Source organism: Sporosarcina sp. P19, assembly GCF_002743165.1.
Taxonomy (GTDB): Bacteria; Bacillota; Bacilli; order Bacillales_A; family Planococcaceae; genus Sporosarcina; species Sporosarcina ureae.
Window position 1 is genome coordinate 26,228 of the sequence record NZ_PDYR01000006.1, and the last position, 14,722, is coordinate 40,949.

The 14,722-nt window shown below is 40.1% G+C and carries 20 protein-coding genes; 5 read left to right on the forward strand and 15 right to left on the reverse strand.

Going from position 1 to position 14,722, the window contains the following annotated elements; translation table 11 throughout:
• Positions 1–21: 21 nt before the first annotated feature.
• The gene (locus CSV74_RS08185; RefSeq protein ID WP_099691307.1) at positions 22–1,197 is read left to right on the forward strand and encodes an MFS transporter; all 1,176 of its coding nucleotides are present in this window, start codon (positions 22–24) and stop codon (positions 1,195–1,197) included.
• Between the two features lie 98 nt (positions 1,198–1,295).
• Positions 1,296–2,747: a cardiolipin synthase gene (gene cls, locus CSV74_RS08190; RefSeq protein WP_099691308.1), complete on the forward strand. Its 1,452-nt coding sequence runs from the start codon at positions 1,296–1,298 to the stop codon at positions 2,745–2,747.
• A 42-nt stretch (positions 2,748–2,789) separates the two neighbouring features.
• On the opposite strand, the gene CSV74_RS08195 is transcribed toward cls, so the two are convergent.
• Complete coding sequence (locus CSV74_RS08195; protein WP_099691309.1) at positions 2,790–3,740, reverse strand: M15 family metallopeptidase; 951 nt, start codon at positions 3,738–3,740, stop codon at positions 2,790–2,792.
• 172 nt (positions 3,741–3,912) lie between these two features.
• Here CSV74_RS08195 and CSV74_RS08200 point away from each other — a divergent pair, with 172 nt between their 5' ends.
• Positions 3,913–5,088 carry an MFS transporter gene (locus CSV74_RS08200; protein WP_099691310.1) on the forward strand — a complete coding sequence of 392 codons (1,176 nt, stop codon included), beginning with the start codon at positions 3,913–3,915 and terminating at the stop codon, positions 5,086–5,088.
• Between the two features lie 23 nt (positions 5,089–5,111).
• Here CSV74_RS08200 and CSV74_RS08205 read toward each other — a convergent pair whose 3' ends face one another.
• From CSV74_RS08205 to CSV74_RS08220, 4 genes are all read right to left on the reverse strand, one after another.
• Positions 5,112–5,360 (reverse strand): hypothetical protein, encoded by a 249-nt coding sequence (locus tag CSV74_RS08205; RefSeq protein WP_099669869.1) that lies wholly within the window; start codon positions 5,358–5,360, stop codon positions 5,112–5,114.
• Between the two features lie 63 nt (positions 5,361–5,423).
• Positions 5,424–6,206, reverse strand: a complete 783-nt coding sequence (gene yidC, locus CSV74_RS08210; protein WP_029054744.1) for a membrane protein insertase YidC — start codon at positions 6,204–6,206, stop codon at positions 5,424–5,426.
• 57 nt (positions 6,207–6,263) lie between these two features.
• Positions 6,264–7,046 (reverse strand): helix-turn-helix domain-containing protein, encoded by a 783-nt coding sequence (locus CSV74_RS08215; protein ID WP_051210595.1) that lies wholly within the window; start codon positions 7,044–7,046, stop codon positions 6,264–6,266.
• Between the two features lie 171 nt (positions 7,047–7,217).
• Entirely contained in the window at positions 7,218–7,610 is a 393-nt protein-coding gene (locus tag CSV74_RS08220; RefSeq protein WP_233190851.1) for a hypothetical protein, read from the reverse strand.
• A gap of 268 nt (positions 7,611–7,878) precedes the next feature.
• Between CSV74_RS08220 and CSV74_RS08225 the strand changes: the two genes are divergently transcribed.
• Positions 7,879–8,376 (forward strand): GNAT family N-acetyltransferase, encoded by a 498-nt coding sequence (locus CSV74_RS08225; RefSeq protein ID WP_099691311.1) that lies wholly within the window; start codon positions 7,879–7,881, stop codon positions 8,374–8,376.
• A gap of 128 nt (positions 8,377–8,504) precedes the next feature.
• Here CSV74_RS08225 and CSV74_RS08230 read toward each other — a convergent pair whose 3' ends face one another.
• The 5 genes from CSV74_RS08230 to mntR form a co-directional block, all read right to left on the reverse strand.
• Entirely contained in the window at positions 8,505–8,978 is a 474-nt protein-coding gene (locus CSV74_RS08230; protein WP_051210597.1) for a DUF4064 domain-containing protein, read from the reverse strand.
• A 114-nt stretch (positions 8,979–9,092) separates the two neighbouring features.
• Complete coding sequence (locus CSV74_RS08235) at positions 9,093–9,374, reverse strand: GNAT family N-acetyltransferase (protein ID WP_099691384.1); 282 nt, start codon at positions 9,372–9,374, stop codon at positions 9,093–9,095.
• A 91-nt stretch (positions 9,375–9,465) separates the two neighbouring features.
• Positions 9,466–10,353 carry a DUF1002 domain-containing protein gene (locus CSV74_RS08240; protein ID WP_099691312.1) on the reverse strand — a complete coding sequence of 296 codons (888 nt, stop codon included), beginning with the start codon at positions 10,351–10,353 and terminating at the stop codon, positions 9,466–9,468.
• Positions 10,354–10,416: 63 nt separating this feature from the next.
• Positions 10,417–11,271, reverse strand: coding sequence for a CvfB family protein (locus tag CSV74_RS08245; RefSeq protein ID WP_029054748.1), 855 nt, complete (start codon positions 11,269–11,271; stop codon positions 10,417–10,419).
• Positions 11,272–11,286: 15 nt separating this feature from the next.
• On the reverse strand, positions 11,287–11,694 hold the full coding sequence (gene mntR / locus CSV74_RS08250; RefSeq protein WP_029054749.1) for a transcriptional regulator MntR: 408 nt from the start codon (positions 11,692–11,694) through the stop codon (positions 11,287–11,289).
• A gap of 119 nt (positions 11,695–11,813) precedes the next feature.
• Between mntR and CSV74_RS16515 the strand changes: the two genes are divergently transcribed.
• Positions 11,814–11,969 carry a lmo0937 family membrane protein gene (locus tag CSV74_RS16515; protein WP_143560758.1) on the forward strand — a complete coding sequence of 52 codons (156 nt, stop codon included), beginning with the start codon at positions 11,814–11,816 and terminating at the stop codon, positions 11,967–11,969.
• Positions 11,970–12,000: 31 nt separating this feature from the next.
• Here CSV74_RS16515 and CSV74_RS08255 read toward each other — a convergent pair whose 3' ends face one another.
• The 5 genes from CSV74_RS08255 to CSV74_RS08275 form a co-directional block, all read right to left on the reverse strand.
• A complete protein-coding gene (locus tag CSV74_RS08255; protein ID WP_099691313.1) occupies positions 12,001–13,098 on the reverse strand; it encodes a GNAT family N-acetyltransferase in 1,098 nt (365 codons plus the stop codon).
• A 48-nt stretch (positions 13,099–13,146) separates the two neighbouring features.
• A complete protein-coding gene (locus CSV74_RS08260) occupies positions 13,147–13,509 on the reverse strand; it encodes an ArsR/SmtB family transcription factor (RefSeq protein WP_029054751.1) in 363 nt (120 codons plus the stop codon).
• A 97-nt stretch (positions 13,510–13,606) separates the two neighbouring features.
• Entirely contained in the window at positions 13,607–13,975 is a 369-nt protein-coding gene (gene mnhG, locus CSV74_RS08265; RefSeq protein WP_099691314.1) for a monovalent cation/H(+) antiporter subunit G, read from the reverse strand.
• The gene (locus tag CSV74_RS08270) at positions 13,953–14,237 is read right to left on the reverse strand and encodes a Na(+)/H(+) antiporter subunit F1 (RefSeq protein WP_029054753.1); all 285 of its coding nucleotides are present in this window, start codon (positions 14,235–14,237) and stop codon (positions 13,953–13,955) included. Before CSV74_RS08270 ends, mnhG begins: the two co-directional genes overlap by 23 nt.
• Positions 14,234–14,716, reverse strand: a complete 483-nt coding sequence (locus CSV74_RS08275) for a Na+/H+ antiporter subunit E (RefSeq protein ID WP_029054754.1) — start codon at positions 14,714–14,716, stop codon at positions 14,234–14,236. Before CSV74_RS08275 ends, CSV74_RS08270 begins: the two co-directional genes overlap by 4 nt.
• Between the last annotated feature and the right edge of the window lie 6 nt (positions 14,717–14,722).

Genomic DNA, 14,722 nt, shown 5'->3' on the forward strand with positions numbered 1-14,722 from the left:
CATTCAGAAAGCAGGTTATATATGAAGAAAACGATCTTATTACTAATGTCCGTTCAGTTCTTCGTTTACCTTGGCTTCGGCATCATCATTCCCATTTTACCTGAGGTTATCCTCGCCGAAGGTTTTTCGAAAGTACATGTCGGTGGCTTGCTAACAATTTATGCATTGTCTTCGTTTTTCACTGCACCATTATGGGGCGCGCTATCTGATCGCACTGGCAGAAAGAAGTTAATTATAATCGGGTTGCTTGGCTTCAGCGTCAGCTTCTTTTTATTCGCGGCATTCATGCACGACATTGTATTACTCTATGTTTCACGCGTAGTAGGTGGTATCTTCTCAGGTGCGCTGTATACGGCCGTAACTGGCTTTGTCGCTGATATCACAACAGTGGAAAATCGAAATAAGTATATGGGTCTGCTCGGTATGTCAATTGGTCTTGGCTTCATTTTCGGCCCAGCAATTGGCGGCATTCTGGGCGATGTTCATTTACAATTACCATTCATCACTTCTGGGACTTTAACATTATTATTAACAGTATACGCTATGATTATTTTGAAAGAGCCTAATCGTCATAGTGATGGAAATAAACGGGCGATTATTCCGAAAGGCGCCTCTACATTGTGGACGTATCGTATACGTTATCTATTTATTACTTCATTCATAATCACATTTTTACTTGCAGGTGTAGAGGCGACATTCCAACTCTTCCAAATCGATAAAATTCAAATTACACCATTGCAACTTGGGTATTTGTTTATGGCTAGCGGTCTTGTAGATGCAGCAATTCAAGGCGGTGTAGTACGACGGGTGAAAAATGGTACCGAAACTTCGTGGATTATCGTTGCGCAGGTCGTTACGGCAATTGGCCTCATACTCATTCCATTTTCCACAAGCTTACTTTGGGCAGGTTTTGCGATGAGCGTATTCACTGCTGGTAACGCACTCGTCCGGACCGTACTCGTATCTCTCACAACTAAAGAATCAGGTGGTATGTATGGTACCGCAGCAGGTCTCTCATACTCGATGGATAATATGGGGCGTATTATTGGACCCTTGTTATTTACCTGGGTATTCACAATGCAAGCAGGTAATATGTACTTTGTTTCCGCTATCATAGCGCTACTATCCATAGGGCTGGTATTTATTTTCCGGAAATCCCCTCGCTCTCTGCGAAATATACCAGATGCAATTGCTTGAAATAAAGCAAAAGATACTTCACCTTCCTTTATAAATAGGTTATTATCGTCAACTCCGCTATAGTAAAGGAATAGTATATACCCTACGGGAGGAAGCATATGACGCAAGTAATAAGTTTGATTATCACAAGCACGTTGATTATTAACATATTTCTCGCGATTGCTTTAATATTTTTAGAGCGTCGGGATCCTACAAGTACTTGGGCATGGTTGCTTGTGCTGTTTTTTATTCCTATTTTAGGTTTCATTATCTATCTATTACTCGGTCGGCAATTACGTCAAAAACACTTATTCCGCTGGGAAGGTAGAAATAAGATCGGTATTGAGAAACTGATTAATTATCAGCTCGAGGCCATAGAAAACGAGACGTTTGAGTTTCTAAAAAATGACACAGAAGAATATGATGATATGATTTATTTGCATTTACGCAATAATCATTCCGTACTAACACAAGATAATGATGTGCAAGTATATACGGACGGTCGCGATAAATTTGACGCATTGCTTGAAGACTTGGAACACGCTCGTGATCATATCCATATTCAGTATTATATATTCCGACTAGACGGTATAGGAAAGCAGATTGAAGAGATTCTAATCAGTAAAGCAAAATCAGGTGTGAAAGTACGGATGCTGTTTGACGATATTGGTTCACGTGGTTTGCATGTGAAAAACTTTCATAAATTGATGGAGAGCGGTGGTGAAGTAGCTGCGTTCTTCCCCGCCTTGCTACCATTAATCAATCCTCGCTTAAATTACCGAAACCATCGGAAAATCGTCATTATCGACGGGCGAATTGGTTACATCGGAGGATTTAACGTCGGGGATGAATATTTGGGGCTCAGCAAGAAGTTCGGATACTGGCGCGACACGCATCTCCGAATCGAAGGAAGTGCGGTTCATCCATTACAGACTCGCTTTATACTCGATTGGAATCAAGCATCACCTAAAACGAATATTCAATACAATGAACGATTCTTCCCAGCCATTCCTCGCAAAGGAGATGTCGGCTTGCAAATTGTATCTAGCGGACCTGATTCCGAGTGGGAAGATATTAAAGATGGCTATTTGAAAATGATATTTCTGGCAAAAGACTACATCTATATTCAGACACCTTATTTTATTCCTGATACAAGTATGTTGGATGCGCTTCGGATCGCATGTCTATCAGGCGTAGACGTACGAATAATGATTCCCAACAAACCGGATCATATGTTCGTTTACTGGGCAACCTATTCGAACGTCGGCATTCTATTAAAAGCTGGTGCAAGAGTATACATTTATGAAAATGGTTTCATCCATGCCAAGCAAATTGTAGTGGATGATCAAGTATCGTCTGTTGGAACAGCGAATATAGATGTTCGTAGTTTCCGCTTGAATTTCGAAGTGAATGCTTTCATCTATGATCGAGAAAAATCACATGAGTTGGCAGAAATTTTTGAGCAAGATATTCAAAGCTCAACTGAGCTGACACTGGATGCTTATTTGGAGCGTGAACGATTGATTAAAGTAAAGGAATCTATCTCTCGCTTACTTTCACCCATCTTATAGACCAAAACGGTCGACAGAAGATTTATCTTCTGTCGACCGTTTTTATCGTACACCTAAATACTCTTCTAAAGTAATATTTTGTTTAAATATGTGTTCCGCCTTATCTTTTCCTACATAACGATAATGCCAAGATTCATGCATATACCCAGTTTTATCTTCTTTTCCTTCAGGGTAACGAAGGATAAATCCGTATTGATGGGCATTGGCAGCAAGCCACTTAGCTGCTTCAGTATCACCGAATGAATTCGACGCCCAATGTTTTTCATGATTAACTTCGCCGATATCAAATGCAAGACCGGTTTGATGCTCTGAGTAACCAGGACGCGCACTATAACGATCAGCCGCTTCTTGCCCGTCTCTTTCCACGTATCGGTTATATAAGGTGACTTGATAGTCATACGAACGATACGTACTGAATGCCTGCAAATTAATGCCCGATGTAACGGCCGATGCTGCTAATTCATTGAACGCTTCTCGCGCTTCTTCGCTTTCTCCAGGTGCATAGTCCTCCGGCAAAGGGTATTGTTTATTGACTAGCAATATACCTTGAACAAGCTTCGGTTCTTCAGGTAATTTTTGTCCTTTTATATAGCTAGTGGAATTAGAAGGTTTCACTGAATTTGGCGGCACTGCTTTCCCTTGAGACTTTTCTTCTTGTACTGCCTCTTCCTCCTGTTCTTCTTCAATTAATGGTTTTTCTACCTCTCGAAGTCGCTCTTCACTTGAAACGTCAGATGAGGATGTGTTTTCTTCACTACGTTCTGTTGTATCCGCACTATCTGAATCCGAAGGCTTTTCTATTTCTGCAAAGTCAGCCGTCGGGTCTGCTTCATTTCGAATAGTGTCAACGGCCTTTTGCATACTCCACCCGTTCGTTCCGATCCATATCACACTGCCCACAAGGATAATAAAGAGTAGAACAATAACTCCATCTATCCATCTATTATTCCGTCTGCGCTTTCTGGCAAACGATTCATCCTTTTTATTTCTCATGCTATACCCTGCTTTCTTTCTGACTCGCTTATTAAATTGCTACTCTCTTTTATATACATTTTACGGTCTGTTTTAAACTACGTATTCTAGTGTATCACCATTTTTCTTTTACGTCTGTTTATGCTAGTATTTACGTAACTAAAGATTCAGTCATTATTGTGAGGTCTTGCATTTGAATAATCAACGTTGGCTCTCGATGAGCTTTTTCGTATTTTTCTTTACATGGGGCATCTTCTTACCTTATTGGACAGGTTGGTTGACTTCATCAAAAGGTCTATCCGTGACACAAGCTAGCTTCATAATGGGTGTTGGTATGATCGCTAGGTCTTTTTCAACGTTTTTTCTATTTCCGTACGCTACACGAAAAATATCACTTCTGCGCGTTATACGTTGGACTACTTTTTTATCTTTCATTCTCGCGCTTGCTTATCTTCCGGAAAGTCCCTTTGGAATCCTATTTGTATTGACGGTTTTATTTAGTGCCATATATCCTATCATTCTCCCAAGCGCTGAGAGTGGCGCTTCATTATTGATGCAACATGAGCGAATCCATTACGGTAAGAGTCGCTCATTCGGTTCAATCGGCTATACTGTCGCCTTACTATTGATCGGTACGGTAACGGCAATCTGGAATGAACAAGCGATTTTGTATATGATGATTATCGGTCTCGGTGTGGGATTGATATTTTTCTTTCAATCTGCTCCAGCCGTGTTACAACAACACCCCGTTACAGGTTCGGTTGCCCAAAAGGGTCAATTGCGGGCTTTGTTTGCGAATAAACCTTTTGTCATCGTGCTATGTATTGCGATATTACTTCAAGGCTCGCATGCTTCTTATTATAACTATGGTTTTATTTTTTTGGATGAGATGGGAATCAACGGTTTTTATGTCGGGGTGATCCTTAATATCGCTGTACTGTTTGAAATCATATTTTTCACGCTGGCAGACCGGTTGCTTTCAGGAGCCAAAACGTCGACTTTATTCATAGTAGCGGCAGCCGGTTCTACCATTCGTTGGATTTCCATCTTCCTTTTCCCTATAACTAGTGTATTTATCGTAACACAGATTCTCCACTCCCTATCTTTCGGCATGGCACATTTTGCATTCATTCAATACATATCAAAAAGTGTACCACATCATCTCATTGCTTCTGCGCAGGGTGTCTATGCAGCAGTAGCGTTGAGTTTGAGCACTGCACTTCTGACATTCCCTGCTGGATATTTATACGACCAGTCCCCACGCTTGGCATTTTTAAGTATGGCGGTTTGTTCCACTGGTGCACTAATTGTACTTTTTTGGACAAAGCAGCTTATTTCTCACGATATTGAAAAAAAGAAAGACCGCTAATTCCAGAGCGGCCTTTCTTTTTGTTAAAACAGTAAGATGTACGCTAATGCTCCAAGTGAACCTACCCCGAAAAATAACGCCATCCAAAGCATCCATTTCGCTTCACGCATTAGACCTTGATTTCTATACATAATAGTTCGTGCGGCATTAGTAAAGGTAAACATGATCAGCATGAACAGAATGGCGAATTCTAAATTTAACTTGATGATAAAATACAACGCTGCTGCTGCAGAAGCTGTAATTGCCAAGCCCATGATCCATTTCAATTTCATGTGACTCTTCCTCTCCATTGTTGGCAACAAAAAAAGCTGGTATGCACCAGCTTTCTCAGTACCTTACTTTTCTTCCGCGACTGGTGGTTCAACATGTTTAAAGTAAAATTTACGTCCAAGATACGTTTGGAAGATTAACAGTAACCCTCCCACTGCCCAATACAGTGGCAAAGCAGCCATTACAGTATACGAAATGAACATAATCATAATAGGTGACATGTAAATGAATAACTTCATTTGTTTCTGTTGCTGTTCAGGCATTGTCCACAATGACACGCGCGCTTGGACAAAGTATACAGCTCCGGCTACTAACATCATGATAATATCCGGTTCACCGAGTTTAAACCATAAGAATTCATGTTCTTTCACTTCAGGTGGTGCATAAAGGATAGCAAAATACAAGCCCATAATGATTGGCATTTGAATTACAAGCGGTAAACAACCCATATTTAATGGATTGACACCATGTTTAGAATACAGTCCCATCATTTCCTGCTGCAACTTCATTTGCTCTTCTTTATCCTGAGATTCCTTCGATGCTTTCATACGCTTTTGGATATCTTCCATTTCTGGTCGTAGTCCATCCATCTTTACCTTCATCTCTTGTTGAGATTTATAGTTTTTTAACATCAACGGCATCAAAACTATACGAATCGCTACAGTTATCAGTACGATTGCAAAACCATAATTACCATTAAAAGCTTCTCCTAGATAATGAAGTAGCCAATCCATCGGTCTTACAAATGTACTGTAGAAAATACCTGTTTTGTTTTCCACACCGGAACAACCGCTCAAAAACACAGCAGTAATTGCCAATAAACTCACGAGCCCTATTCTTTTCTTCAATGGTTTCACCTACGCTATCTCAAACTAAAGAAAAGTATACAGCAAACAGCGATAAATTTACAGCGAATCACCTTTTTTTATAGTAAAACGAAAGTAATTTCCGTCCAAATCCTTCTGAAAGCGCCGAGGTGTTAAGCCCGTATACTTTTTAAACACACGTGTGAAGTAACTTTGGTTACAGAAATGAAATCTCTCTGCAATTTCCGCAATTTTTAAATTAGAAAAACGTAAATAAAATTGTATTTCTTCTATTTTTCGCATGGTAATATATTCCACCAACGTGACAGATGTATGTTCTCGGAATATGCGAGAAAGGTGGCTAGTACTAACATTGAACTGTTTGGCAATTTCTTCAACGATTAATGGCTTTTCAACGTTTGCATTTATGTACTGAATCACTTCATTGACCGTTTCATGCGAAAGGGAAGGTTTTACTTTTCCCTTGAGGATATAGTAGTAGAACTCGACTAATTCATCTCCGATTTCCTTTACGTTTTCTGTATGTAAATTGGTATGGATCATTTCTATACAAGCTACATTAAATCTCAAGGCATTTTCTTCAGTACAAATAGATGCTTTCTGTAATCGTCTTGTCATGATGGAAGAGAGGGTAATGAAATAGTATTTTATGACTTCGAATGAGTATCTAGGTTTATACTCATACAAAACTCCCTGAATTTCCTTAAGCGTAGAGCGTGCGCTACCTAGCTCCAAATTAAAGATCTGTAGGAGAAATTGTTGCTCCAGGTAAAAAAACAACTTCGCTCGTTCTGTATTTCCCTCTTTGTCAATAACACTGATCAAGTCCAAACTAGAGGCTTCTGTTATCTTGCCAGTCATGAGTATCCCTCCACTCATTCTATATATATATGACTACGCAAGACGCATTACTATATGTACATTATTTTACCTTATTCCCCAGGATTATCTACCCCTTATGTATTTAACGCTATATATATATTAAAGCGCCCCTTAAAAAGAGGCGCTTTTAGTATTTTAATGTGTTTAGATTTAGTTAGATTTATTGTCTTTTTCCGCTTCCTTAGTTGTTTCGTCCTTGTTATATAGTGGCTTATTATCGCTCTTGTCTTCATTTTTCTTATAAAGGCCATCTTTTTCAACAGCCTTTTTATCTGGATCCTGTACTGCTTGGTTATAATAATGAACACTTGTCTGTGCTCCCTCGGATACCATGTTGTTATCTCGTAAATCTGTCGGATCTGAATGACCTACTTTTTCAGTCGCTTGGTCAACTAATTTATTGTTATTAACAAATGTGTCTACCTTTTCCTTCAACACACCTACTGTTTCCATTGCCTTATCTCGATTTTCTTTTTTGCTAAAGAAAGCGTAAGCTCCTGCAGCAAGTGTTGCAAATAATAAACCATTTGATTTTTTAGCCATATTTACCATCCTCCGTCGTAATGTAATTGTAGCGATTTTCTATCTACTGCTTAATATACCCCGTAGTCTTACTTTCAAACGTTTTCAGTTCAGTTAGTTACTTAGTAATTGTAAATATAAATGTACTATTTTATTTACTGTTTATGCTTAATGCATACTTTACTACTTTTCAATCGCCTACGTAGTAATTTTCGTTTTCGGCGCATAGTAGTTTTGCAAAGTGTATTTTGTTATACTATGTAGAAAGAGAACTAGAGGTGAGATCACTATGATTCGTAAAATGACAGTAGAAGATATTCAAGATGTTCAAGAGATTGCCCTTACTGCTTGGCAGCATACATTTTCAAAACATATACCCGCAGACGTGATCGAGACATTTATCGAGCGAACCTATTCTGATTTAATGTTGAAGAAACAACTGGAAAAAACAATGGTTTTACTTGCGTTAGATGAGCAAGAAAATCCTGTAGGATATTTAAGCTATACACCGATTGATGTGGATGGCGAAAGTGAGGTAACGGCACTTCATATGCTTCCAACACATCTGAACTGCGGATATGAAGATGCGTTATTGAAAGCAGCATTGGCTACGTTGCAGGATGCCGTAAACGTGGATGTGTATGTAGACCAGAATGATAGGACGCTCCAAGACTTCTATGCAAAACAAGGATTTAGTTTTGTAGAATCGTTCTCCGAGTTGTTCGAAGGCATTTCCGTAAATACTCTTCATTATACATTGCCTATTACACAGCATGCACATACATGAAATAAAAAGCCAGAATTGTACTTATACCGTTAATCAAGTAGATTATTTTGTGTAATATAGTGTGAATACTGATCTACTAGCAAAGACCCTTTTCTTTAGGAAAAGGGTCTTTGCGTGTTTATAGCTATTTAGCTCATCCAATTGGACTGCGTTGAGACGTACTCATCAGGTGAAGGTCCTGGAGCCATTGGCGGCTTCTTTGTAAAGCAAAGGATGGCTGCAATGTAGAGTAAGATGGATGCCAAGGATAGGATTCCACCTAGCAGGCCGGCAATGATGAATAATATACCGGCAGTTTTTGGACTCTTATTGTTCCAAACTTTTACTAGACCAATAATATTCAATACCAGGCCTATGAAAGCTACAGCAACCAAGATCCAAATGACAGTCGAAAAAGAGCCCATGAACGACATGAACATGTCTATTTCTTCTGTGTTTAATACACCCTCACTTACAATGCCTTCACGGAATTCATCCATGAACGTTGGATCCGTACTTGCCATATTCCAAATGAATGCTACGAGGGCGGAACCGATCACACCAAGCGCCAATAAAATGGCTGATATGATTCCAAGCACACGCTCTGCTGTACGATTAATCATTCCACGTCATCCTCTTCTGCTAGTTTATTTCTCTATTACCTATACGCAAGGAATTGAGAAAAGTTTCAAAAAGTGATGTGGAACATCTAGAACGTACCCGTTCCATCATACGACTTATGCTTTTACATCGTTATAATCATCACTTCGGTCGAACGCATTCACTACATATGAACAGACCGCTTTCATCTTTAATCCTTTTTCACGTGCATTTTCAGCTGCTTGATCAAGTAGCTTTTTTGCGACTCCTTGGCCACGCAACGAGTCGTCTGTATAGGTATGTGTCATCGTCATGACCCCACTTTCTTCAGACCACTCGATTTCTGCCTTAACATCTCCCGCCACTTTATACTGATACGCATACTTCGTTCCACCTAGATCAACAAGCTCAAAATTCATTCCTTCGCGCTGTTCTGTGTCTTTGTTTTCACTCATGCATATCTCTCCTTTATAGTTATACTTCTAAACTATAACGTACCACAATGACTACTTAACTAAACAAAGATTTAAGTGAATCTGCCATATTTCTGAAAAACTCTTTTACCTTTTCCCAGAAACTTGGATCTATATCGCCTAACTTTTCTTTAATTTTCGATGCCATGTCGGACAGTTGTTCATTAAGCTTCGTGAAATCAATATCCAGTTTCGAGATCCGATCCATTAGGTCAATTAACAATTGACGATCTGCTTCATTTAACTCTATATTGAATTTTTGCAATTGATCATGGACGATCTGTTCTACGTCTTCCTTTGTCGCAGGCTTTTGTTCCGAGATCTGTTTTTTAATCTCTGTCAACAAATTGGCTACTTCGTCTTGATCAACGCCTGCTTTTTCTGAAAGCCTCGTTGCCAGACTCAATTCATCATTTGCTACATCCGTACGCTCGGTATCGAGAACCTCTCCCGACACTTCATACGCTTTGTAGATTCCAACGAGAGCTGAGTGACCTGTTACTTTCTTGGGTGCCGCCACTTCAACGACGGCGTCTTCAATACCTGCTGTCATCATAGCAGTTGCATACATGTCCGCCGTAACTTGTGTGATATGATCCGGTGTCACAATATTGATGACAAGACCTTCGCCTTCTTCTTGTCTAGTGATTTTAGCCGAAGAATACATTCGGGCATTTCGGTCGCCGCCAGGGATATATTTGATCAAATCATTGCCGTCTACTGATAGTTCTTCCACTTCAGCTTCCTCAGCTACTTTTAGACTTTCTTTCACACTCGCTTTTTCACTATCCGATAAATTTGAACCATATACTACAATCGGAACTCCAAGCTTTTCATTGATGACTTCATCTGCTGATACTGCAGATGGCGCTATAATTGCAACCATCATCATAAAAGCCAATAGAGAGGCTAATCCTTTTTTCATACAGTCACTCCTCCTTGTTCTATATGTATAGATACGTTGAGGTTCATAGAAAAGTTGCGCTTATTATAATATAAGAGTTGTCCAACCGTCTTGTTGTGTAATTCTTCGTTCTCTCATCAACGTGCCAAGTGCCCGTTTGAAAGCGCCCTTACTCATCTGGAACATTTCATCAATTTCTTCAGGAGTGGATTTATCAGTAAACGGCATTTTACCGCCTGACTGTTCTAAATAGGCTAAAATCTGTTCACCATCTGACTGTAAACGATCTTGCTTTCTTGGCAATAACGAGCCGTTCATCGTGCCGTCATCATGGACTTCAATAATACGAACATCTACTTCTTCACCCAATCTTGGCTCTGCTTTACGCTCTGTTTCGTGGACGAAAATACGTTGGATGTCTTCAGTCAATAAAAATGTACCGATGGGTAGCAGGCGATACGCTCTTGCTTTGACATTCTGATTGTACATATCTGTTTCCGCCATTGTATAGTGCTCCTGGATTCTTTCTTCAGTCACTAGACGTCCGAACAAGTTGCCGCCTGGATCTGAACGAAGCGTCATATACAGCTCATCGCCTGGTTGCGGCCATAATTCTTTAATTTGTGGGAAGTCCGCCCGATTGATCAGCACTTCAAAGGATGCGCCGATATCTACATAGGCCCCTTCACTTCTTTCCAAACGAATCACTTTTGCCCAGCCGAATGAATGAACGGTTACTGACGGTATTTGTGCAGTGCCTGTCAGTTCACCCCTTCTATTAATGTAAAGAAAAACTTCAATTGTCGATTGCTCTTGTGCATCCGGTGCTTCAGATTCATTCATATAGATTTCTTCTCCGGCAGCGTCCAATACAAAGCGTGACCCTTCTTTGCGAAGAATTTCAAGTGTTGCGAGTGTACCTGGTTGTAATAATGTCATATAAGATAATCCTTTCTAGAGTGCTTTACTTTTTAATTTTTTTACGAATTCAGGATCAGACTCAAGCGTCTCCACTAGATCAGTAATACGATCCATCGCATTCCAACTTAGGTGATGTTCAATCCCTTCTACGTCTCCGTAGATATTTTCTTCTTCCACACCAATGATACGCAGAAATTGCTCTAGTAATTCATGGCGATGCACAAGTTTTTTACCAAAACGCAAACCACGGTCTGTTAATGCCAACCCCCGGTATCGCTCATAGTGCACATAGCCTTCACGATCCAGGCGCTGAGCCATTTTAGTTACAGATGAAGGAAGCACAGAAAGTGCTTCTGCCACGTCTGACACACGCGCTTCACCTCTCGCTTCTAATTGCAAATAAATTTGTTCAATATAATCTTCCATACTCGGTGTAGCCAAACTATCGCCTCCTCATTTGACAGTCAACATCTACGAATTACTATCTTTAAAGTTTAAGATTTGAAAGCATGGGTAAATTACTTACATAGCAGATAATAATGAAAAGGAGTTGATTCACTATGGGTCGTATATTATGGCTTGTTATTGTAGTTCTACTAGCATTATGGGTAATTGGTTTAGTAGCAAATATTGGCGGTGGCTTAATCCACACACTTTTAGTAATTGCCGGCATTATCTTTGTCATTCAATTAATAACTGGTAGACGTTCGATATAGTGAAAACTAGTTTATAGTGCTCCTTTTGTGATTAGGTAACGATCGCGTACACACATGTGTTGCGTAAGTCTTGCCCATTCGCAGAAGGAGCATTTTTACGTAAAATCCCTTCCAGTTCAAAACTTGTTCGTTTTGCAACTGCACGACCTTTACTGTGATTCTCGTCACAAAGAAATTCTACCCGTGTAGCCGATAGATCTGTAAATGCAAACTTCACAAGCTCTTTGATCGCTTCTGTCATATAGCCTTCGCCTTCAAACTTCGTGTCCAGCCAATACTCTACTTCAAATTTACGAATGTTCCAATCGATACGATGGAAACCAGCGCAACCAATAAATTCACCTGTTTCTTTTAAAAACAGATGAAAGTTCAAAGATTTTCTACCGATGAATTCAGAAACTGATTGACGTACATATTCCTCTGTCGATTCGATCGTCATTTCCTTCTGCGCCCATCCAGTCCACTTTCGCAACGTAGGCATTGAATGTGATACCGCACCCCAAACATCCATCGAGTCATTTAATTCAGGCGCTCGAATATGTAGCCGTTCAGATTGTAGCTGCTCTTTGAAACCAGGTATGCTCTTTACATAACGTTCCCGATCTTCCCAACGTACAGGCGTTGTCGTACCGGCCTCATAATCTTCTCTCGTCATTCCATATGTTACGGCGTCATAATACGTATTCTCTTTCGGAAGAAACCATGCTTGGCGCAAATGTGCTTCCTTTACAAAACCAGCCCGCTCGAACGCTTTACGCATAGCTGCATTATCGTGGCGTGTATGTCCTTCAATACGAATCTTATGTTCCGGTAATTCGAACACGTATTGCGTAAGTTTTTTTAGCGCCCGCGAACCATAACCATAACCCCTGAAATCATCGGCAATCCGCAAGTCAAATAATGGGACATCTTCTTGTAAATCATAGACTTTTACGATTCCCACTTTTTCGTTTTCACTATTCTCGATCCAGAACGTCTTTACGTCATCCGATGCATAACCGCCTTCTTCAATCGACTTTTCAAGCAATTCGCGACCTGGCTGACTACTATCGTGATAAGGCCATGAGTTTGTCGTCATAAACTGAATAAGCAAATCTTGTTCTTCTATCGTCCATTCTTGTAAGCGCATTAAAACTCCTCCATCATGTCTGCCTGTATGCAAGCGCCTCACGTGATATTACATCTTTTGCTGTGCTTCAATTGCATGTTCGTATGCAATTTTCACTAAGTCCGCAACATGTTCGTCTGCTAAAGAGTAGTATACCATTTTGCCACGTCTTTCTGATTTAGCTAATGAATGATCCCGCAAGTAACGTAAATGATGGGAAGCGGTAGCGGATGAAGATTGAATCACTGCCGCTACATCACAGACGCACATTTCCGATTCCAATGTTAGTGAATAAGCAATTCGTAAACGTGTTTCATCAGCCAACGCTTTGAATATTTGTACCATCTCCGTTACATCTGGAAGCTCTTTCCGAATTTTACGAACTACATCTTCGTGCACTATTGTTACTTCACAAGCATCTTGATTTACCACTTTCTCACCCCATTCATTCGACTATAGATTACGGTAATTATATAGATAAGAAGTTGAAAAATCAATTGACTCTAATGTTCATTTGAATCAACCATTGCTACATTTTATCTGTATGTTTCCCGTGAATTTTTTCATATAATTCATCTTCCGTAGAAATATCGGCTAGCTTCACTTTCGATCGATAAGCAGCACGGATAATTACATGGCCAGCAACTGGTGCTGTCAAAAAAACAAAGCCAATACCGAGAAGCAACCGTACACTGATAAAGTTTTCGGTGAATAGAAAATAGAGGAACGCGCCGGATAGTGTCAATAATACTGCTAGTGTCGAACTTTTCGTCGCAGCGTGTGACCGAGTGTAGACATCCGGTAAGCGGATTAATCCAAAGACACTCAAGATACTTGCAATAGCACCTGTCAAAATTAATAAAGCTCCTACAAATTCACCGATCTCGCTTACGTTCAACTATTTTCCCCCTCTCGATAAATTTGGAAAATGCGATCGTCCCAATAAAAGAAAGAATACCAAGAATCAAGATCGCTTCCAAAAATGCTTTTGTATTTAAAATCACCGACACGACGGCAATTGTAGCGATTAAATTTACTCCGATTACATCGAGTGCCACGACACGATCTGGAAGCGAAGGACCTAGGATAATTCGGATGACGGCCACCAAAATAGTCAATGCGAATAGTATGACCGATATTGTCAGCATACCTGCTATCATCGTGTCACCTCCATGATCGCTTTCTCAAAATTCTTCAATTGCTTAATCAATCCGTCGCGCGATTCTTCGACGTCCATTGCGTGAATATATAGCTCATTGCCCTCAGCGGATACTTCCATCACGACCGATCCTGGTGTTAAGGTAAGTAGCATAGAAAGCATGGTCACTTCCACATCACTCGTCAAGATAGTCTCGTATTTAAAGATTCCCGGCTTGATACGCAGTGTAGGCCGCACGATTTGGGAGATGACCACAATGCTCGACTGCGTCAGTTCCCTGATAAAGATTAACAAGAGCTTGCAGGAAGCATATACTCTGCGTAAATAGAAATGCGTATCGAAAAAACGGCTCATGACAAATATAATGCCGAGTCCGACTAAAAATCCCATGAAAAACGTTGTGAATAATAGTTCATCTTCATCAATCAGTGTCATCCATAAAAAGGCGATAAATAAATTCAGCAGAAGCTGTAATGGCATGTCGTC

Coding starts and splice junctions, on each gene's coding strand:
- CSV74_RS08235 (WP_099691384.1), bottom strand. CDS start 9,374: ATGAATTTTGAGCTTGTTGATCTAGGTGGAACGAAGTATGCGTATCAG.
- CSV74_RS08240 (WP_099691312.1), bottom strand. CDS start 10,353: ATGAAAAAAGGATTAGCCTCTCTATTGGCTTTTATGATGATGGTTGCA.
- CSV74_RS16515 (WP_143560758.1), top strand. CDS start 11,814: ATGGGTCGTATATTATGGCTTGTTATTGTAGTTCTACTAGCATTATGG.
- CSV74_RS08275 (WP_029054754.1), bottom strand. CDS start 14,716: ATGCCATTACAGCTTCTGCTGAATTTATTTATCGCCTTTTTATGGATG.
- CSV74_RS08215 (WP_051210595.1), bottom strand. CDS start 7,046: ATGACTGGCAAGATAACAGAAGCCTCTAGTTTGGACTTGATCAGTGTT.
- cls (WP_099691308.1), top strand. CDS start 1,296: ATGACGCAAGTAATAAGTTTGATTATCACAAGCACGTTGATTATTAAC.
- CSV74_RS08220 (WP_233190851.1), bottom strand. CDS start 7,610: ATGGCTAAAAAATCAAATGGTTTATTATTTGCAACACTTGCTGCAGGA.
- CSV74_RS08230 (WP_051210597.1), bottom strand. CDS start 8,978: ATGATTAATCGTACAGCAGAGCGTGTGCTTGGAATCATATCAGCCATT.
- CSV74_RS08205 (WP_099669869.1), bottom strand. CDS start 5,360: ATGAAATTGAAATGGATCATGGGCTTGGCAATTACAGCTTCTGCAGCA.
- CSV74_RS08245 (WP_029054748.1), bottom strand. CDS start 11,271: ATGACATTATTACAACCAGGTACACTCGCAACACTTGAAATTCTTCGC.
- CSV74_RS08270 (WP_029054753.1), bottom strand. CDS start 14,237: ATGATAGCAGGTATGCTGACAATATCGGTCATACTATTCGCATTGACT.
- CSV74_RS08195 (WP_099691309.1), bottom strand. CDS start 3,740: ATGAGAAATAAAAAGGATGAATCGTTTGCCAGAAAGCGCAGACGGAAT.
- CSV74_RS08225 (WP_099691311.1), top strand. CDS start 7,879: ATGATTCGTAAAATGACAGTAGAAGATATTCAAGATGTTCAAGAGATT.
- CSV74_RS08255 (WP_099691313.1), bottom strand. CDS start 13,098: ATGCGCTTACAAGAATGGACGATAGAAGAACAAGATTTGCTTATTCAG.
- CSV74_RS08185 (WP_099691307.1), top strand. CDS start 22: ATGAAGAAAACGATCTTATTACTAATGTCCGTTCAGTTCTTCGTTTAC.